The organism is Corynebacterium casei LMG S-19264, assembly GCF_000550785.1.
In the GTDB taxonomy this organism is placed as follows: Bacteria; Actinomycetota; Actinomycetes; order Mycobacteriales; family Mycobacteriaceae; genus Corynebacterium; species Corynebacterium casei.
Map to the genome: position 1 here is coordinate 2,067,393 of NZ_CP004350.1, position 17,658 is coordinate 2,085,050.

Below are 17,658 nucleotides of genomic sequence, written 5' to 3' on the forward strand. Positions count from 1 at the left end.
AGGGCTCCTTCGTCATCATCCGTAGCGCGTCCGGGCTACTTCTTACTTCCAGACGTAAGTCCCGTCCGGAACTCCACGACGTCGCCGTCGGACATGATGTAGTCCTTGCCTTCTTGGCGGACCTTGCCGGCGGAGCGGGCGTCGGCCATAGAGCCGGCGGCGTCGAGGTCGTCGAAGGAGACGATTTCGGCCTTGATGAAGCCCTTTTCAAAGTCGGTGTGGATAACACCGGCGGCCTGAGGTGCGGTGGAGCCCTGGCGGATAGTCCACGCGCGGGATTCCTTCGGGCCAGCGGTCAGGTAGGTCTGCAGACCAAGGGTCTTAAAACCAGCAGTCGCCAGGGTTTGCAGGCCGGGTTCGGTCTGACCGACGGATTCGAGAAGCTCCATTGCCTCATCCGTGTCGAGCTCAAGTAGCTCGGTTTCGGTCTGAGCGTCCAAGAAGACTGCATCGGCAGGCGCAACTAGCGCACGCAATTCGTCCTTCTTCGCGTCATCGGTAAGAATCTCTTCGTCAGAGTTGAATACGTAAAGGAAAGGCTTCGCGGTCATCAAGTGCAGATCGCGAAGGAGCGCCAGATCGATTTCGCCGGACTTGGCGGCGGCGAAAAGAGTGCGGTCATCTTCCAAGACGGCCTGTGCCTTCTTGGTTTCTTCAACCTGCTCAGCCAAATCCTTGTTCTTCTTGGCTTCTTTTTCCAGACGTGGCAGGGCCTTCTCAATGGTCTGCAAGTCAGCCAGGATTAGCTCGGTGTTGATGACGGAGATGTCCGAGGTTGGATTAACCTGACCATCAACGTGGATGACGTTTTCATCGGAGAATGCACGAACGACCTGGCAGATGGCATCGGCCTCGCGGATGTTGGACAGGAAGGCGTTGCCCATGCCTTCGCCTTCCGATGCACCCTTAACGATGCCGGCGATATCCACGAAGGAAACCGTCGCCGGCAAGATGCGCTCAGAGCCGAAAATATCAGCCAGGCGGCGCAGGCGCGGATCGGGTAATTCAACCAGGCCAACGTTTGGCTCAATCGTTGCGAACGGGTAGTTCGCCGCCAAAATGTCAGAACGGGTCAGGGCATTAAACAAAGTAGACTTGCCAACGTTGGGCAAACCGACAATTCCAAGTGTAAGACTCACGCGGACAATCCTAACGCACACCAATGCGGGTGTGGCAGAATGGGCGGGCTGTAGCCTAAAACCACTACATTTGAGGCAGTATATAAGCGTGAGTTCTAAAGATTCTCTAACCCCCGATCAAAGCGGAAATAAGCACACCGCAAACAATGATCATACCGATGATCAGCCAGTTGATCGCACTGCTTCAGCAGAATCTGCGCAGGCGCAGGACATGACAGCGCATGAGCTGGAAAAGCTGCAGCTCAGCGGCAAGTTCGACCACACTACTGACCCAGCGCGCCTTGAAGCGATCTCACCTCACCCACCGGGAGACCAAGTCGACCGCACTGTAGTTGCAGGTGAGATGATTAAGTCTGCGTCGCTGTGGGCTATTCGCCTTGTGGTCATTGGTTTCTTTTTGTACTTGCTCGGTGAGATCATCGGCAGTTTCTGGCAAGGCATTTTGCCGGTCGTCCTGTCGCTGATTGTGTGTACGGTGCTCTCCCCCATTGCCTCGAATTTGCGCAAGCTCAAGGTGCCGTCCGCGCTCGCTTCAATAATCAGTATTTTGCTGTTTATCTTCGTGGTCGGCGGCATTTTCTCTTTCGTCGCACCTGATTTCGCACGCCAATCGCAGTCACTGTATCTGCAAGCCGTTGAAGGTATTCAGCGCCTGCAGCTGTGGGCACAGGGCCCGCCGCTGGAGCTGAATTCTGAGGACATCGGCGGTTATGTCGATGAGGTTGCTAATTGGATCCAGCAGCAGGCTGGGTCGATTGCAGGCTCGTTCATTTCTGGCGTGGGCACGGCAACCAGCTTGCTCATCACGCTCGTTGTTATGACGGTTATGACCTTCTTCTTCCTTAAAGATGGCCATAAGTTCTTGCCATGGATTCGCCACGCCACCAGCCGTCGCGCTGGTTGGCACCTGACCGAGGCGTTGACTCGTGGCTGGAACACGTTGGGCGGCTACATCCGCGCCCAGGCGCTAGTTTCACTTATCGATGCCGTGTTTATCGGCATCGGCCTTTACGCCATTGGTGTGCCGTTGGCCATGGCTCTGGCGATTATTACCTTCATGGCGGGCTTCATTCCACTGGTCGGCGCAGTTGCCGCCGGCGCACTGTCGGTCTTGATCGCGCTGGTTTCCTTGGGCTTTACCGAGGCACTGCTGGTGCTGGGCCTGGTCTTGTTGGTTCAGCAGCTGGAAGGCAACGTTCTCTCCCCATGGCTGCAGTCCAAGGCCATGAACCTGCACCCCGTTATCGTTCTGGTCTCCGTCACTGTTGGTGGCGCGCTGTTCAACCTCATCGGCGCGTTCCTGGCTGTTCCAGCTGCCGCCATGATCGCGGTGTTCTACCGCTACATCCAAGACATGCTGCAGCTGCAGTCCGGTGAGAAAGATGCTGGCGATATCGAGTTCGCTACCGTCGCAGGTTATCTTGCGGGTCGTTACAACGAGGCCCAAGGTGCACACCGCCGCAAGCTCCTTGCTGAGCTTCCTGAAAATGTTCAATCACCGGCAGTATCCACCGCACTTTCTGATGTCCAACAAGATGGCATCGGTGACGCATTGGAGCGGATTGTTGATGTTGATGCCGCACCGCGCGGCTTTGACCGCCCATCCACGCGGGGCAAAATCGCGCAAGCCCGTGACTTCTTCGAACACATTCTCGATCCAAAGGACCGCGGCTAACTCCACAGTCCAACGCGTGTGAGACAGTGTGTTCATGAGTTATGCACTGCCCATCACGCTGCTAATAGTTGGCCTTCTTCTTGGCCTCTTAATTGGCGCAGCCCTCGGCTGGTTCGCCCACAGCTCCCGCTACCCGTCGCTTTCTTCGGCGCCGGGTACGGGAGCTAAGCCATTGGAGCAGTCCGCGCAGGCAGACCCCGCGGAACTTTCGATGGCGGTTAACAAGTCAGTCAACCAAACCGTGGCGCAAACTATGGTGCCGCTGGAAAAGGCGATGGACCGGCTTGGCTCGCAGCTCCAAGAATTGGAAGCGGACCGCGCCACTGCATTTGCGCAGCTTTCTAGCCAAGTGCATTCGATGTCACGTACTTCGACCCGGCTCTCTGACCGCACGGACCAGTTGGTTACGGCGCTTCGTTCCCCGAATGTGCGTGGCCGGTGGGGTGAGATTCAGCTTGAGCGCGTCGTGGAACTCGGCGGAATGATCAAGCACGTGGACTTTGAATCTCAAGTAACGGCGTACCTTGGCAATAAAGCCGTCAGGCCTGACTTGGTGGTTAATCTGTCAGCGGAACGCCACATTGTGGTCGATGCAAAGGTGCCTTTCTCTGCATATCTCGATGCTCTCGAAACCGCAGATCCGGAAGAACACGCGGCCTATCTGCGTCGGCATGCACACATGGTGCGCACCCATGTCCAACAGCTGTCGCACAAGGACTACATTGAGGCGTTCTCTCCTACTCCAGAGTTTGTAGTTCTTTTCACCCCGGCTGATCCTTTCTTGGATGCTGCGCTTGGCGTGGACCCAGAACTGTTGGAATTCGCGTTTGAGCGCAACGTAGTAATCGCAACTCCCACCACGCTCTTCGCTTTGCTGCGCACGGTGGCGCTTGGTTGGCGCCATGAGGATATTTCGGACAAAGCGCGGGAAGTTCAGAGACTTGGTAGCGAGCTATATTCGCGCTTGAACACGGTGGGTGACCATTACAACAGAGTCGGACGTAGCTTGGAAAAGGCGGTGGAGGCATTCAATTCAACACTGTCTTCCATGGACTCCCGTGTCATGGTGACCGCACGGCGTTTGTCGGAGATGGATATTCCTAACCGCACTGATAAACGCCCCACCACATTGTCTCCTGCTACAGCTTCACCGGCCAAGGCCACGCCGCGTGCTGATGCAACGCATGAAGATTCTGACGCGGATTCAGCAACACGTACAGCTTCACGTGATGAAGAACCTAGGGACCTATTCGGTAACTATTCGTCCGGTAGTTGAGGTTTTGGCCAAACTACAAGGTAGACTCTCTCACCGTGTCCCATGTCAATACCCAATCACACCCAGTAAGTAGCCGTGCCGAAAAGGGCTTCGGCGCGTTGCCCGTGTGGACGAGTATTGCTGTCATCGTGGCTGCTCTCGCGACTGGTTTGATCATTTCAACCATCACTACTTCCGTGGGCTGGCCGTTTTTGATCTGCTTTATCCTTGGTGCGGTCGCAGCCAGTGCGCTGGTCAATGTTCGCGGCCTATTTTTGACCGTCGGATCCATCCCGCTGCTCTTTGGCATCGCCATTTTCTTCACGTCGTGGCTAGTCTCACGCGCCAGTGCTTCCGAGGGGTCGCCTGCTTTTTCCACCACTATCCTGGTAACCTCGGCGTATCCCTTGTTGGAAGTCTTCCCGTACTTGGCGTTTACGCTGCTAGCGTGCATCGCTATCGCAATCTTCCGCGTGTACCGGGCAAAGCAGACGGTGACGAGCATCAACTCCAAGGAACAGGTCAGCCGCCGCGCGATGGCGGAATCTGACCGCCGCAACCGCGAGACCACCTCACGTGCACGTCAAACTACTGAACGCCTCTCTGTGGCCGAGCTGGTTGAACGTAACAAGAAGTCTTCCCGCGCACCGCGGCCTGAACCTCGTCGGGGTTCCACCTCTGAGACCCCGGGTGCAGCTGCTGGAGCTTCTGGCGCTGCCGGTATTGCTGGTGGCAGTGCTGCGGCGAGGCCATCCCGACGTTCGTCGTCGGCGCGCCGCGGCACCGCTGGTGATGTTCGCCGCGTGCCTCGTACGGATGAATCGCGTCGTGGAGGTTCACGCACTACTTCTGGCCGTGACGAATCTGCGCGCGGTACCGGTAGCCCTTCGCGCTCTGCGCGTCGCGTAACAGATGCACAGCGCAGCCAAGAGCGCGCTCGTCGCACGCAGTCCGTTGAGTCCCCACATGCGACCGATGATTCGGTCAATGCAGCTGGCACACAAAGCCCACGTCGCCCCGCCTCACGTCGCCCCGACCCGCTGCGTCGTGCTGGAGATGTCCGCCGACCTTTGCAAGGAGGTTCAGCGCAAAGCTCGCCATCGGCGCAGCCTTCAGAGCCACAGGTTCGCCGCCCCGAAGCAAAACGTCCGGAGCAGGCGGATGCGCGCAAGCGCAGCCCCCGTGCCCTGGATGAGGATCTGTACGGCAACTAGTCTTCGCCGGGTTTAAGGACAAAAGAAATCAGCTCCACTTCCCCAGTTCAAACTGCGGGAGGTGGAGCTGATTTCGTGGCTGAGAGCTTTTAAAGCTTAGGTGCGTGCCGGACGCAGTTCGCGTGGAAGCGAGAACTGAATGGTCTCGGTCGTGGTGGTTACCTGCTCAACACTGTTGAAGCCACGGTCGTCGAGGAATTCGAGAACCTCGCGAACAAGTAGCTCAGGAACGGAAGCACCACAGGTGACGCCAACGGTTTCCACGCCGTCGAGCCATTCTTCCTGAATCTCCGATGCGTAGTCCACCAAGTAAGAAGTCTTAGAACCTGCATCCAGGGCAACCTCAACCAGACGCACGGAGTTCGATGAGTTCGTGGAACCAACAACAATCATCAGGTCACACTTTGGAGCAATAGCCTTCACAGATTCCTGACGGTTCTGCGTTGCGTAGCAGATGTCATCTGAAGGTGGGTTTTCCAAATGTGGGAAACGCTTGCGCAGATGGTTAACAATCTCGATGGTTTCATCCACCGACAACGTGGTCTGGGACAGCCAAACCAGCTTCTCATTTTCAAGCCACTGTGGAAGCTTGTCCACGCCTTCTACGCCATCCACCAGGTGGGTGACCTCTGGAGCCTGGCCGGCGGTGCCTTCAACCTCTTCGTGGCCTTCGTGGCCAACAAGAAGGATGTGGTAGCCGTCGCGGTCGAAGCGGTTAGCCTCACGGTGCACCTTGGTCACCAGTGGGCAGGTCGCGTCCAAAGTCAGCTGTTTGCGTCCTTCAGCTTCCTTGCGCACGGCTGGAGAAATGCCGTGGGCGGAGAATACTAGGTGTGCGCCCTCTGGAGCTTCGGATGCCTCTTCCACAAAAATGACGCCGCGCTTCGCCAACGATTCAACGACGTATTTGTTGTGAACAATTTGCTTACGCACATAAATTGGTGCGCCGTACTTATTAAGTGCCTTTTCAACTGTCTCAACTGCACGATCCACACCGGCGCAATAGCCGCGGGGTGCCGCCAGGAGAACATTCTTTCCTGCCTCAGTCATGCCCCCAGACTATCTCAGGTGCACGTATAACAATAGACTGGGTGACTATGCACGAGAGTCGGCAAGTAAATCGGGGAGGTCACACATGACGCAATCCGTAAATTCCCCTGAGTCACCATGGCCAGTTGGCAAGGTAAATGACCAGGTCAAGGGGTGGATTGAGAAGCTAGGTTTCTTGTGGGTTGAGGGCCAGTTGACGCAGATCAACGTCAAGCCGACCTGGAAGTTGTCCTATCTGACGCTGCGCGATGTGGAGCAGCAGAAGTCGGTTCAGTTGACGTGTCCTACAGATCTGGTGCGCAATTTGCCCACTCCATTGAAGGACGGCGACCGAGTGGTGGTCTACGGCAAGCCCGCGTTTTATGCCGGGCGCGCAACGTTTAGTTTGTGGACTACCGATATCCGCCATGTCGGAATCGGTGAGCTTTTGGCGCGCATTGAGGCATTGCGCAAGCAGTTGACGGCTGAGGGTTTAACGGACCCGGCGCGCAAGAAGCCGTTGCCGTTTTTGCCCAAGAAGGTTGGGTTGATTACTGGCCGCGGTTCGGCTGCGGAGCGCGATGTGCTTGCCGTGTCGCAGGATCGTTGGCCAGCGGTGCAGTTTCGGGTTATTAACACAGCGGTTCAGGGTACCGGCACCGTCGCACAGGTTGTTGATGCATTGCAGCTTCTCGATGCCGACCCGGAGGTCGATGTCATCATCATCGCCCGCGGAGGCGGCTCGGTAGAAGACCTTCTCCCCTTCTCTGAGGAAGCATTGCAGCGTGCTGTCGCTGCCGCAAACACTCCGGTAGTCTCTGCGATTGGGCACGAGCCGGATAACCCAGTTCTGGACAATATCGCGGACGTTCGCGCCGCCACGCCTACCGATGCTGCCAAGCGCGTTGTTCCCGATGTCGCCTTGGAATATGACCGCATCGCAGAGGCACGCCAGCGCATGGCTGCAGCATTGCGCGGCTGGGTTGAGCGTGAGCGCCGCGGACTTGCGCAGTTGCGCTCGCGTCCCGTGCTGGCTGATCCCATGCGCCCGATTACTGTGCAGCGTGAAGAGCTGCAACGCCTGCAGCAAACGATGCGCCGCGACATCCAGATCATGCTCGAGCGTGAAACCACACGCGTTTCAGCGCTGCGTTCGCAGGTGAGCGCTTTGGGCCCTGCGGCCACACTCGCGCGTGGTTATTCTGTGGTCCAGGTTCTGCCACGTGATGGCAGCGATGCCGAGGTGGTCACCAGCTACCAGCAGGCACCACCGGGCGCGCAGATTCGCGTCCGTGTTGGCGATGGCTCGCTGTCCGCTGCGGTGTTGGGCTCCGGCCCTTCGGATTAACTACACTTTTTAAACAACATTTCTTCTTTAAGAGAAAGACAATCATGGCTACTGATTCTTTTGGCACTGGCACTCCTGGTGAGGACGCCTTCCCCGCCATCGACACATTGACTTATGAACAGGCGCGCGACGAGCTCATCGAAACCGTCAAGATTTTAGAGCTCGGCCAGATGAGCCTCGACGAATCACTGAAATACTGGGAGCGCGGCGAAGCCCTTGCCAAGGTCTGCGAGAACCACCTCGATGGCGCATCCAAGCGCGTCGAAGATGCACTCAATGCCCGCGCTGACTCCGCCGAATCCACCGGCCAGCCTGACTCCTCCGATTACGACGAAGACTAGTTAGAACCGAAAGGAACCGCATCCCCCATGCAGATCTTTGCTTACCCAGGTGACCGCGTAGATTTCATCTCCAAAACGGCTTCTGCCGGCGCATTAGAATTTGGTGACCCAGTGGGTCTCATCGAGGAATTCTTTGGCCCCGCGCACACCAAGACCACCTCGGCGAATGAGGAAGGCCACCAAGAGCTGACGTATTACAACGGTTCGTTGCGCTTCGAGTTCAGCGTTGGCAAGCTCAGCGCTATCACCATTGAGCCTGGGTTGTCGAAGGAGAAGATTGAAATCTTCGTCGACCGCGAGCGCGTCTCCGGCCCTGCTGCTGAAGCAGCTCAGGACAAGACCACCCAGGTGGGCGTGGAAGCTCACTACGGTGAGGTGCTTGAAAAGATTCGCCTCACCCGCAAAAAGTAGCGAATTCTCAACGGATTCGCTGGAAATCGAGGGTTAGTTAGCGAGTTCGCTACCAATCCGGTTCGTTAGGCTAGGAATCTAGCTAACTAACCGATTTCTACTGGGTCCACAGCCAAGAACGCGCGGACTAGCTCCGTAAATTCTTCCTCGGATGCAGTACCGGAGAGCAGCACGCGTTCATCTTCCATATCGAAGGCCCACACGTCGCGCACATTGCGCTCTTCCGTGGAGGCCACGATGACATCCTTGCCGTCGATATTGATTGTTTCTGTTTCTTCGCGGAAGTGCTCGTCAAAGCCCGCCAATGCATCGTCAAGCGAAACTTGCGTCTGCCACGACGACAAATAACCTTCTTGCGGCGTAACCCAGCCGACTACCGATGATGGCGACTGCGCAACCGATGCCCGGCGCGCCGAGTTGGCTACCCAATCTTCTGGAACATCCGGAATACGAATGGCTGCACCTTGCGCGGCGCGTGCCTCAAGGTCCAAGAATGCCTCACCATCGACCTCGCGAACAGCTGAAAGATCAGAAGTCTCCGGGTTGATGGTGCACAATCCTGTGCCGCCCACCACCGCTAGCATTCCGACAACAATCACCCCGAGGGACAGCATCATGTCCCTACCGTTCTCGAAAATCTTTGGTTTATCTTCGCCAGCCATGCGCTTTAGTATCGCACGGCTTGAAAGAAATAGTTAACCCGCGTGGCGAGGAATACAAGCCGAACGCAGGCGAAGTATGGGCAAAGTACACCGCGGCAGGGCCTAGTGTGGCAAAGTCTTCCCTCTTTCGGGGGACTATCCGGGAATGTTTGCCTAAGGAAACATGGAATAATGGTCGTGCGAGTGGGCATACTTGATATGCCGGCGCTGATAGGGCCTAGCTCTGCGGCGCACGCTATACCTATTAAACATTGAGGAAGGCCTTCTAACCGATGACAAATAAAGCTGGAACTCCTGAACTTCCAGACCGCAACCTGGCTATGGAGCTGGTGCGTGTAACCGAAGCTGCAGCTCTCGCTTCCGGCCGTTGGGTAGGCCGTGGCAAGAAGAACGAAGGCGACGGTGCGGCCGTAGACGCTATGCGCCAACTCATTAACTCCGTATCCATGGATGGCGTAGTTGTCATCGGCGAAGGCGAAAAAGACGAAGCCCCAATGCTCTACAACGGCGAAAACGTGGGCACCGGCGTGGGCGCCGCCATGGATATCGCGGTTGACCCAGTTGACGGCACCCGCTTGATGGCGGAAGGTCGCCCGAACGCGATTTCCGTTATCGCTGCGGCCGAGCGCGGCACCATGTACGACCCATCCGCTGTGTTCTACATGAACAAGCTGGTCGTCGGCCCAGAAGCTGTGGGCAAGGTGGATATCACCAAGCCTATCGCCTACAACATCGAAGCTGTGGCTAAGGCCAAGGGCATCAAGGCTGAAGAAGTCACCGTTGTTGTTCTTGACCGTCCACGCCACGACCAGCTCATCGAAGACATCCGTGAAGCAGGCGCCAAAGTACGCCTCATCATGGACGGCGACGTTGCTGGCGCTATTGCCACCGCGCAGGATTCCAACTCCATTGACCTGCTCATGGGTATCGGCGGCACCCCAGAAGGAATCGTTACCGCTTGTGCCATGAAGTGCATGGGCGGCGAAATCCAGGGGATGCTGTGGCCAAAGGATGAAGAAGAAGCAGAACGCGCTCGCGCTGCCGGCCACGACCTGGACCGCGTGCTCTACACCAACGACCTGGTCACTTCCGATAACTGCTACTTCGCAGCAACCGGCGTTACCAACGGTGACATGCTGCGCGGCGTTTCCTACCGCGCGAACTCCGCCACTACCCGCTCTTTGGTGATGCGCTCCAAGTCCGGCACCGTCCGCTACATCGACTCCATTCACCAGCTGTCCAAGCTGCAGGAGTACTCCGTAGTCGACTACTCGGATCCAGCAGAATAAGCCTTAGCTAAGCTTAGACCACGAGTGCGTACCACATGTGGCGGCGCGCACGAGAAAAATTAGCCATACTAGAAGGCGTACAGCCTTGCCCGGTCGCGCGATACATGCGTGCCGGGTAAATGACAGTTAAACAGATTTAATCTCTCTACAAAGAAGGTGGATTTCATGACTGAATACCGCATTGAGCATGACACGATGGGCGAAGTACAGGTTCCTAAGGACGCACTGTGGCGCGCACAAACTCAGCGTGCTGTTGAAAACTTCCCAATCTCCGGCCGCGGCCTGGAGTCTGCTCAGATCCGCGCGATGGGTCTTCTCAAGGCTGCATGTGCACAGGTCAACAAGGATTCCGGCGCACTCGACGGCGAGATCGCTGACGCCATCATCGCTGCTGGTAAGGAAATCGCTACCGGTAAGTACGACGCAGAATTTCCTATCGATGTTTTCCAGACCGGCTCCGGTACTTCCTCGAACATGAACACCAACGAGGTTATCGCTTCCATCGCTAAGCAAAATGGCGTCGAGCTGCACCCAAATGACCACGTGAACATGGGCCAGTCCTCCAACGACACCTTCCCAACCGCAACCCACGTTGCTGCCACCGAAGCTGCTGTCAACGACCTCATCCCAGGCCTGAAGGTCCTGCACGAGTCCCTGTCCAAGAAGGCTACTGAGTGGAAGGCTGTTGTTAAGTCCGGCCGCACCCACCTGATGGATGCTGTTCCAGTAACCCTGGGCCAAGAATTCTCCGGCTACGCACGCCAGTTTGAGCTCGGCATCGAGCGCATCGAAGCTACCCTCCCTCGCCTCGGCGAGCTCGCAATCGGCGGCACCGCTGCTGGTACCGGCCTGAACACCTCCGCTGACTTCGGCGCGAAGGTCACCGAAGAGCTCAAGAAGCTCACCGGCGTGAACGAACTGTCGGAGGCAAAGAACCACTTCGAGGCGCAGGCAAACCGCGACGCCCTCGTTGAGTTCTCCGGCGCAATGCGCGTTGTTGCAGTCTCCCTCTACAAGATGGCCAACGACATCCGCCTGATGGGCTCCGGCCCACTGACCGGTTTCGCGGAGATTCACCTGCCAGACCTGCAGCCAGGCTCTTCCATCATGCCAGGCAAGGTCAACCCAGTTCTGTGTGAGACCGCGACCCAGGTTTCCGCACAGGTCATTGGCAACGATGCTGCTATCGCTTTCGGCGGCACCCAGGGCCAGTTCGAGCTCAACGTGTTCATCCCAATGATGGCACGCAACGTGCTCGAGTCCTCCCGCCTGCTGGCCAACACCGCACGCGTTTTCGCAGAGCGTCTTGTCGATGGCATCGAGCCAAACGCCGAGCGCATGAAGACCTTCGCTGAGTCTTCTCCATCCATCGTGACCCCACTGAACTCTGCAATCGGCTACGAGAATGCAGCCAAGGTGGCTAAGCACGCTCTGGCTGAGGGCATCACCATCCGCGAAGCTGTTATTAACCTCGGCTTTGTTGACGGCGACAAGCTCACCGAAGAAGAGCTGGACAAGCGCCTCGATGTTCTGGCCATGGCCAACACCGACCGCGACAACTTCTAAGCCTCACCTCTTCGCTTAGATTCCCAAAGGAGCGCCCTCCGCATTACGCGGGTGGCGCTCCTTTTTCATGCCCTCATGCCCTCACTCCCTCAAGACCCTTCGCCCGGCAACCCTCCCTGCCTTTGAGCCACCCATGTCCCCTTCGCGCTCACCACAAACCGCCGCCTCGCCAGAAGCCCTGCGCCCGTGAGCGCGAAAGGTACACCGGGCCCAAAGCGGGCATCGCAAAGCACTACAACCTAGCGGCCCAACATCCCTTACTGCCGGGTGTGCGCTTCGCGCTCACCGCAAACCACCGCCTCGCCAGAAGCCCTGCGCCCGTGAGCGCGAAGGGTACGCGGCGGGTGTCGCCGGGGTGAGTGGCTAAGATTGCTGCCATGCCTGAAAACACACCGGAGTCGCAGAAGCATGTTCTTTCCAACCAGGAGCGGGTAGAGCGAGCAGAGCAAAGTACGCAGAATTCTTTTGAGCAATACAGCGGCTCAAAGACAACGGACCGGTGGATGTGGATTGTTGGTGTGGTCGTCGTGGTGCTTGCGGTGGCCGCAGCGCTTTTCGCGTGGATTCGTTCTAATGCTGAGCCGAATGCGCAGCCGGTAGTTGACCGTGCGGTGGTCGATGTTGACTCATCGGCGCCGGTGGAGATTCTCAATGGCGGATATGTCGGCACGTTTGCGGGTGAGTTCAATGCCAGTCCGGAGAATACGTGGGACGGAGTTATTTCCTTTGCTGGTGAAACTGCAGTGTTGGTCTATCCGACCACGGGCTGCCAGGCGCTGTTGACGCTCATGGAGACTGATGGCGCCGAGGAAGGCGTCGCGGCATATGACACGCAGGCACTAAACAACAAATGCGTGACTGATGGTTTTTGGAAGTTTGAAGAGGACTCGGGGCAGATTTCGGCGCAGTACTTTGAAACCAATGAGGCGGGCGACGAAGAACTTAAGGCCGCGGCAACGCTGACGCGCGACATCGATGAGCTAGTTGTGGCGCCAGAATAGTGATTTAAAGCATGAAGTAATTCGCCGATATATAACTTCACAAGGATTGCACTTGGTGCAAACTTGCACGGCGTGTAATGTTGCATGGTATGCAAGAAACTAAAGATAGTGAAGATGACTCCCTCCTAGGCAGTGACCTTGGGTTAAGGGAGCAAAAGCGCATAGCAACCAAGCATCGCATCGAAGATGCTGCGACGCGTTTGGTTGATGAATCGAGCTTTGATGCAGTAACGATTGAACAGATTTGTGAAGCCGCCGGGATTTCCCGTCGCACCTTTTTTAATTACTTCAGCGCCAAAGAAGGCGCTGTTATTGGAGCAACCTCGGAACCGTTGACTGCCGAACAGCGCGAGGATTTCTTGGACGCTGATGGCAGTAACATCCTCCACCTGATGGTTAAGCACATTGAGCAACACCTGAATGCGTCCCACCAGGATGAGGTTATTCACGAACGCCGTCAACGGATCTTTGCACATCCAGACGTAGCGGTACGCGCAATGGCTTTCCGTAAGGAACGCTCCCAAGAGACTATGGAGCTCATTACCCAGCGCCTCACGGAGCATCCTGAGGAACAGCTCAACCCAGAGTTGGACCCGGGAACTGAGGCGATGCTGCTAAGTGGGTTCGTCCGCGAAGCAACGTGGATGGCAATGTCACGGCCGGACCGTGACTGCACATTGCCGATGATTGACCGCATTTATCGGTCGATGGAATTGATAAAGAATTACACGAAAGGACTGGAATGGTAGCTAACAACTCCACCCCAAGCACGGGCGACCAAGCCAGTGCTGCCGCTGTGGAAGAACTCCCAGTGGTAAACGCTGAAATGGCTACGCCTTCGGCAACTGACCCTAACCGCGGCAAGAAGACCGCGGATAATGTTGGCATTGTTTTCGCTGCGCTGATGCTGACAATGTTGATGAGCTCTTTGGGGCAGATGATCTTTGGCTCTGCGCTACCAACGATTGTTGGTGAGCTCGGTGGCGTTGACCAGATGAGCTGGGTTATCTCAGCCTTCATGGTGACTATGACCATCGCAATGCCACTGGCTGGCCAGTTGGGTGACCGCATGGGCCGCAAGTGGGTCTACATCACCGGTATCGCCATCTTTGTTATCGGTTCTGCCATTGGCGGTTTCGCCAGCGGCATGGGCGTACTGATTACCGGCCGCGCTATTCAAGGCTTCGGCGCCGGCATCATGATGATTTCTTCCCAGTCGATTGTGGCTGAGGTTGTTTCCGCACGTGAGCGCGGCAAGTTTATGGGTATCATGGGCGGCGTTTTCGGTGTCTCCTCCGTTCTGGGCCCAGTCCTCGGCGGCTGGTTCACCGATGGTCCTGGCTGGCGCTGGGGCCTGTGGATCAACATTCCACTGGGCCTGTTGGCAATCATCGTTTGTATCTTCGTGCTGAAGCTGCGCGTCGGTGAGCAGGGTTTCAAGGGCTTTGACTGGATGGGCTTTGCTGCAATGGCAATCACCACCAGCACCCTGATTCTGCTGACCACCTGGGGCGGCAGTGAGTATGAGTGGACTTCCCCAACTATCTTGTCGATGGCGGCAGTGGTCATCGTCGGTATCCTGCTGACGGTGTTCATCGAGTCCCGCGCAGCACAGCCGCTGATTCCAGTCCAGCTGTTCAAGAACCGCAACATGGTCTTGACCACCATCGCCGGCACCGTTCTGGGCCTGGCCATGATGGGCGTGCTCGGCTACATGCCCACCTACCTGCAGATGGTGCACACACTGACACCAACTGAGGCTGGTCTAATGATGATCCCAATGATGGTCGGCATGATCGGTGTCTCCACCGGCGTCGGTTTCATCATCGCAAAGTCCGGTAACTACAAGGTTTACCCAATCGTCGGTCTGGCAATCACCGCGTTTGCATTGTGGTGGATGTCCCAGATGACCGTGGATACCTCCTTGACCGGAATTGGCGTCCGCTTCTTCGTCTTCGGCGTGGGCTTGGGCTTTGTCATGCAGGTTCTGGTACTTATTGTCCAGAACTCCTTCCCAATCGCCCAGGTCGGTACGGCTACCGCAGCAAACAACTTCTTCCGCCAGATTGGTTCCGCGTTGGGTGCTTCCATCGTCGGTTCCATGTTCATCCACAACATGCAGGATGAAATGTCCGTGCGTTTGCCTGACGCTATTGCATCCTTGGGCAAGGAAGGCGCTGAGCTCGCACAGCAGTTCTCCGGTGCAGATGCTGCTAACTCCTTGACGCCGCATGCAGTCGCAGAGCTTCCCGATGCCGTCCGGGACGCCATCCTCAACTCCTACAACGACGGCCTGACCCCAGTCATTGGCATGATGGTTCCACTCGCGGTCATCGCAATGCTCGTGCTGTTCCCACTGCGCCAGGAGCGCCTGAAGGAGACCATCGAATAGGAAAATCGCGTTCGCGATTTTCCTGGGTAGAACGACACGATATTTCCCGGGACGCAAAGAAGCGCCCTGCAAGAACTGATGAACTCAGATTCTTGCAGGGCGCTTAGCATTTTATTCGTGGTTGGTTTCCTTAGGTGGTCACTGGCTTTACTGCTTTGATTCGCTCAGAAGCGGTCTTCTCAAACTCTTCCTCGGCGGCGACTTTCTCAGGCTTTGGCAAAAGCTTTTGGTAAACATCGGTATCGCGCCATTCGCCGGCGCGCTCACCGTAGGTCATCTTGGCCAGGTGCTTGTAGGTGCCAACCTTTTCAAAGCCGCGAGAAGCGTGCAGCTTGGCTGAACCGTCATTCTCCGGGAAAATCCACGAGTGAATTGCCCACATGCCCTTTTCTTGGCACACCTCAATGAACTTGTCCAGCAAGCCACCGGCAATGCCACGACCCTGGGCCTGTGGGTCGATGTAGATGGAATCCTCTACAACGCCGGCCAGCACCTCGCGCTGTGAGATGTGAGCACCGGAAACCCAGCCGATAACTTTAGAATCGTCATTTTCTTCCACCGCGACGTACACGGTGTCCAAAATCTTGCCGTCGTTGAACTCATCAAGCGTTAGGGGGCGGTGCTCATAGGACGCATTACCCGTGATGAGTCCCTGCTCGTAGATGTCTTGTACTTGCGGGTAATCCTCCGCGCGGAAAGGGCGGATCGCAAAGCTTCGCTTGGTCATCCTTTCATTATCCGCAGGGTAGGTTGATCATGCCATCTATGGCCTTTCTTTTCGATTAATTTCACAGGTAGCACCTCCCCGCTAGTTGTCACATTCAAGCAAATTTGTGACTAATTGGGCAATCTGGGAACGCTCGGAGCGCTGCAAGGTGATGTGCGCAAACAAGCTGTGGCCTTTCAGCTTTTCGATAACCGCCTGCACCCCATCGTGCCTGCCAACCCGCAGGTTATCGCGCTGCGCGACGTCATGCGTCAACACAACGCGGGAGCCGCGCCCCAGGCGCGAGAGCACGGTGAGCAGCACGTTGCGCTCCAAAGACTGCGCTTCATCCACGATGACGAAGCTGTCATGCAACGAGCGACCACGGATGTGCGTCAGGGGTAGAACCTCCAGCAGGCCACGGTCGTGGATTTCTTCGATGACGTTGTCAGAAACCAGACCTTCGAGGGTATCGTAGACTGCCTGTGCCCAGGGGTTCATCTTCTCGGATTCGGAGCCCGGCAGGTAGCCCAAGGACTGCCCACCGACGGCGTACATCGGGCGAAAGACCACAATCTTGCGGTGTTCTTGACGCTCCAGGACTGCCTCGAGTCCGGCGCACAGCGCCATGGCGGATTTACCAGTACCGGCGCGGCCACCGATGGAGACAATGCCCACCGAAGGATCCGATAGGACATCGAGAGCAATGCGCTGCTCAGCCGAACGGCCCTGCAGCCCGAAGGCGTTGATGTCGCCGCGGACTAGCTTGACGGAACCATCGGCAAGCACGCGGCCCAACGCGGACTGCTGGTTCGCCTGCAAAGTCACGCCACAGTGCACAGGCAAGTTGCCGGCGGGGGTGCCTTCATCGGTCAGTACATCATCGATAACGACTTCCCCATCGCTAAACAAATCATTGATGACTCCCGGCGCCACGTGCACGTTCGCCATGCCCGTGTAGCCCGTGAGCACGACGTCCTGCGCGTGGTATTCATCCGCTTCCAAGCCAACAGCACCAGCTTTGACGCGCAGCGGCACGTCCTTGGTCACCAGCACGGTGTCGTGGCCCTCATGAGCCAGGTTCAGCGCACACGCGAGGATGCGGTGATCGCCTTCGGTTCCGCGAAACGCCAGCGGCAACAAAGACTGATCCTGGTGGTTAAGCTCCACGTGCAGCGTGCCGCCGTGCTCATTCGCGGACACTGGCTGGTCCAGATGACCGTGCTGCGCGCGCAGGCCCTCTAAATGACGAAGAGCTTGGCGGGCGAACCAACCAAGCTCCGGGTGATGACGTTTTCCTTCCAGCTCTGAAATAACCACGACCGGCAAAACCACATCGTGTTCTGCGAACTTCTTCAACGCCCACGGGTCAGAGAGCAATACGGAAGTGTCGAGAACATAAGTTTTGGTCTTCGGCTTGGATTCCAGGTGTGCGACTGCATCAAATGAATGTGCGTCTTGCGCTGGGCTGTGCGGTGAACAGGTTCTGACGTTTGAATCAAACATGCCTGCAGGGTTCTCCCTTGTCGCTTGGCGGTTACGGCAAATACCTCCGCTCGTAGAACCTAGGTTCTCAAAATCCCTTTCTGTAGGTCCCTGAGCTTCTCCGGTTAGTGCCCACCATAAGCAA

Annotated in this window: 16 protein-coding genes; 11 read left to right on the top strand and 5 right to left on the bottom strand. The window is 56.9% G+C overall.

What is annotated here, in order from left to right; genetic code table 11:
• Nucleotides 1-35: 35 nt before the first annotated feature.
• Nucleotides 36-1,139: a redox-regulated ATPase YchF gene (ychF, locus tag CCASEI_RS09455; protein WP_025387823.1), complete on the bottom strand. Its 1,104-nt coding sequence runs from the start codon at nucleotides 1,137-1,139 to the stop codon at nucleotides 36-38.
• 211 nt (nucleotides 1,140-1,350) lie between these two features.
• Here ychF and CCASEI_RS09460 point away from each other — a divergent pair, with 211 nt between their 5' ends.
• From CCASEI_RS09460 to CCASEI_RS09470, 3 genes are read left to right on the top strand one after another with little or no spacing between them, the layout of a single operon-like run.
• A complete protein-coding gene (locus tag CCASEI_RS09460) occupies nucleotides 1,351-2,814 on the top strand; it encodes an AI-2E family transporter (RefSeq protein WP_038575147.1) in 1,464 nt (487 codons plus the stop codon).
• A 34-nt stretch (nucleotides 2,815-2,848) separates the two neighbouring features.
• Nucleotides 2,849-4,090, top strand: coding sequence for a DNA recombination protein RmuC (locus tag CCASEI_RS09465; protein ID WP_025387825.1), 1,242 nt, complete (start codon nucleotides 2,849-2,851; stop codon nucleotides 4,088-4,090).
• 35 nt (nucleotides 4,091-4,125) lie between these two features.
• On the top strand, nucleotides 4,126-5,283 hold the full coding sequence (locus CCASEI_RS09470; RefSeq protein WP_006822811.1) for a DMT family transporter: 1,158 nt from the start codon (nucleotides 4,126-4,128) through the stop codon (nucleotides 5,281-5,283).
• Nucleotides 5,284-5,379: 96 nt separating this feature from the next.
• Here the strand turns inward: CCASEI_RS09470 and CCASEI_RS09475 are convergent, their stop codons facing one another.
• Nucleotides 5,380-6,333 carry a 4-hydroxy-3-methylbut-2-enyl diphosphate reductase gene (locus tag CCASEI_RS09475; RefSeq protein WP_006822810.1) on the bottom strand — a complete coding sequence of 318 codons (954 nt, stop codon included), beginning with the start codon at nucleotides 6,331-6,333 and terminating at the stop codon, nucleotides 5,380-5,382.
• An 85-nt stretch (nucleotides 6,334-6,418) separates the two neighbouring features.
• Here CCASEI_RS09475 and xseA point away from each other — a divergent pair, with 85 nt between their 5' ends.
• From xseA to CCASEI_RS09490, 3 genes are read left to right on the top strand one after another with little or no spacing between them, the layout of a single operon-like run.
• Nucleotides 6,419-7,660, top strand: a complete 1,242-nt coding sequence (gene xseA / locus CCASEI_RS09480) for an exodeoxyribonuclease VII large subunit (protein WP_006822809.1) — start codon at nucleotides 6,419-6,421, stop codon at nucleotides 7,658-7,660.
• Nucleotides 7,661-7,704: 44 nt separating this feature from the next.
• Nucleotides 7,705-8,001, top strand: a complete 297-nt coding sequence (locus tag CCASEI_RS09485) for an exodeoxyribonuclease VII small subunit (protein ID WP_006822808.1) — start codon at nucleotides 7,705-7,707, stop codon at nucleotides 7,999-8,001.
• Nucleotides 8,002-8,028: 27 nt separating this feature from the next.
• Nucleotides 8,029-8,412: a hypothetical protein gene (locus CCASEI_RS09490; protein ID WP_006822807.1), complete on the top strand. Its 384-nt coding sequence runs from the start codon at nucleotides 8,029-8,031 to the stop codon at nucleotides 8,410-8,412.
• An 86-nt stretch (nucleotides 8,413-8,498) separates the two neighbouring features.
• On the opposite strand, the gene CCASEI_RS09495 is transcribed toward CCASEI_RS09490, so the two are convergent.
• A complete protein-coding gene (locus CCASEI_RS09495; protein WP_025387826.1) occupies nucleotides 8,499-9,074 on the bottom strand; it encodes a DUF4245 domain-containing protein in 576 nt (191 codons plus the stop codon).
• A gap of 272 nt (nucleotides 9,075-9,346) precedes the next feature.
• Here CCASEI_RS09495 and glpX point away from each other — a divergent pair, with 272 nt between their 5' ends.
• The 5 genes from glpX to CCASEI_RS09520 all read left to right on the top strand — a co-directional run bounded on the left by glpX (nucleotide 9,347) and on the right by CCASEI_RS09520 (nucleotide 15,322).
• Complete coding sequence (gene glpX / locus CCASEI_RS09500; RefSeq protein ID WP_006822805.1) at nucleotides 9,347-10,363, top strand: class II fructose-bisphosphatase; 1,017 nt, start codon at nucleotides 9,347-9,349, stop codon at nucleotides 10,361-10,363.
• Between the two features lie 165 nt (nucleotides 10,364-10,528).
• Nucleotides 10,529-11,929, top strand: a complete 1,401-nt coding sequence (locus CCASEI_RS09505) for a class II fumarate hydratase (RefSeq protein WP_025387827.1) — start codon at nucleotides 10,529-10,531, stop codon at nucleotides 11,927-11,929.
• Nucleotides 11,930-12,306: 377 nt separating this feature from the next.
• Nucleotides 12,307-12,930 carry a hypothetical protein gene (locus tag CCASEI_RS09510; protein WP_006822803.1) on the top strand — a complete coding sequence of 208 codons (624 nt, stop codon included), beginning with the start codon at nucleotides 12,307-12,309 and terminating at the stop codon, nucleotides 12,928-12,930.
• An 89-nt stretch (nucleotides 12,931-13,019) separates the two neighbouring features.
• The gene (locus CCASEI_RS09515; protein WP_025387829.1) at nucleotides 13,020-13,679 is read left to right on the top strand and encodes a TetR/AcrR family transcriptional regulator; all 660 of its coding nucleotides are present in this window, start codon (nucleotides 13,020-13,022) and stop codon (nucleotides 13,677-13,679) included.
• Nucleotides 13,673-15,322 carry an MDR family MFS transporter gene (locus tag CCASEI_RS09520; protein ID WP_038574623.1) on the top strand — a complete coding sequence of 550 codons (1,650 nt, stop codon included), beginning with the start codon at nucleotides 13,673-13,675 and terminating at the stop codon, nucleotides 15,320-15,322. The genes CCASEI_RS09515 and CCASEI_RS09520 overlap by 7 nt, the downstream gene beginning before the upstream one ends.
• 130 nt (nucleotides 15,323-15,452) lie before the next feature.
• Here the strand turns inward: CCASEI_RS09520 and CCASEI_RS09525 are convergent, their stop codons facing one another.
• Together CCASEI_RS09525 and CCASEI_RS09530 are read right to left on the bottom strand one after the other, a co-directional pair.
• Nucleotides 15,453-16,049, bottom strand: a complete 597-nt coding sequence (locus CCASEI_RS09525) for a GNAT family N-acetyltransferase (protein ID WP_025387831.1) — start codon at nucleotides 16,047-16,049, stop codon at nucleotides 15,453-15,455.
• 81 nt (nucleotides 16,050-16,130) lie between these two features.
• Nucleotides 16,131-17,534, bottom strand: coding sequence for a PhoH family protein (locus CCASEI_RS09530; protein ID WP_025387832.1), 1,404 nt, complete (start codon nucleotides 17,532-17,534; stop codon nucleotides 16,131-16,133).
• Nucleotides 17,535-17,658 lie beyond the last annotated feature (124 nt).

What these genes read in the sequence shown, in the direction of transcription:
- CCASEI_RS09510 (WP_006822803.1), top strand. Translation starts at nt 12,307, where the DNA reads ATGCCTGAAAACACACCGGAGTCGCAGAAGCATGTTCTTTCCAACCAG.
- CCASEI_RS09460 (WP_038575147.1), top strand. Translation starts at nt 1,351, where the DNA reads ATGACAGCGCATGAGCTGGAAAAGCTGCAGCTCAGCGGCAAGTTCGAC.
- CCASEI_RS09465 (WP_025387825.1), top strand. Translation starts at nt 2,849, where the DNA reads ATGAGTTATGCACTGCCCATCACGCTGCTAATAGTTGGCCTTCTTCTT.
- CCASEI_RS09485 (WP_006822808.1), top strand. Translation starts at nt 7,705, where the DNA reads ATGGCTACTGATTCTTTTGGCACTGGCACTCCTGGTGAGGACGCCTTC.
- CCASEI_RS09530 (WP_025387832.1), bottom strand. Translation starts at nt 17,534, where the DNA reads ATGTTTGATTCAAACGTCAGAACCTGTTCACCGCACAGCCCAGCGCAA.
- CCASEI_RS09525 (WP_025387831.1), bottom strand. Translation starts at nt 16,049, where the DNA reads ATGACCAAGCGAAGCTTTGCGATCCGCCCTTTCCGCGCGGAGGATTAC.
- CCASEI_RS09495 (WP_025387826.1), bottom strand. Translation starts at nt 9,074, where the DNA reads ATGGCTGGCGAAGATAAACCAAAGATTTTCGAGAACGGTAGGGACATG.
- CCASEI_RS09520 (WP_038574623.1), top strand. Translation starts at nt 13,673, where the DNA reads ATGGTAGCTAACAACTCCACCCCAAGCACGGGCGACCAAGCCAGTGCT.
- CCASEI_RS09515 (WP_025387829.1), top strand. Translation starts at nt 13,020, where the DNA reads ATGCAAGAAACTAAAGATAGTGAAGATGACTCCCTCCTAGGCAGTGAC.
- glpX (WP_006822805.1), top strand. Translation starts at nt 9,347, where the DNA reads ATGACAAATAAAGCTGGAACTCCTGAACTTCCAGACCGCAACCTGGCT.
- CCASEI_RS09490 (WP_006822807.1), top strand. Translation starts at nt 8,029, where the DNA reads ATGCAGATCTTTGCTTACCCAGGTGACCGCGTAGATTTCATCTCCAAA.
- CCASEI_RS09505 (WP_025387827.1), top strand. Translation starts at nt 10,529, where the DNA reads ATGACTGAATACCGCATTGAGCATGACACGATGGGCGAAGTACAGGTT.
- xseA (WP_006822809.1), top strand. Translation starts at nt 6,419, where the DNA reads ATGACGCAATCCGTAAATTCCCCTGAGTCACCATGGCCAGTTGGCAAG.
- CCASEI_RS09475 (WP_006822810.1), bottom strand. Translation starts at nt 6,333, where the DNA reads ATGACTGAGGCAGGAAAGAATGTTCTCCTGGCGGCACCCCGCGGCTAT.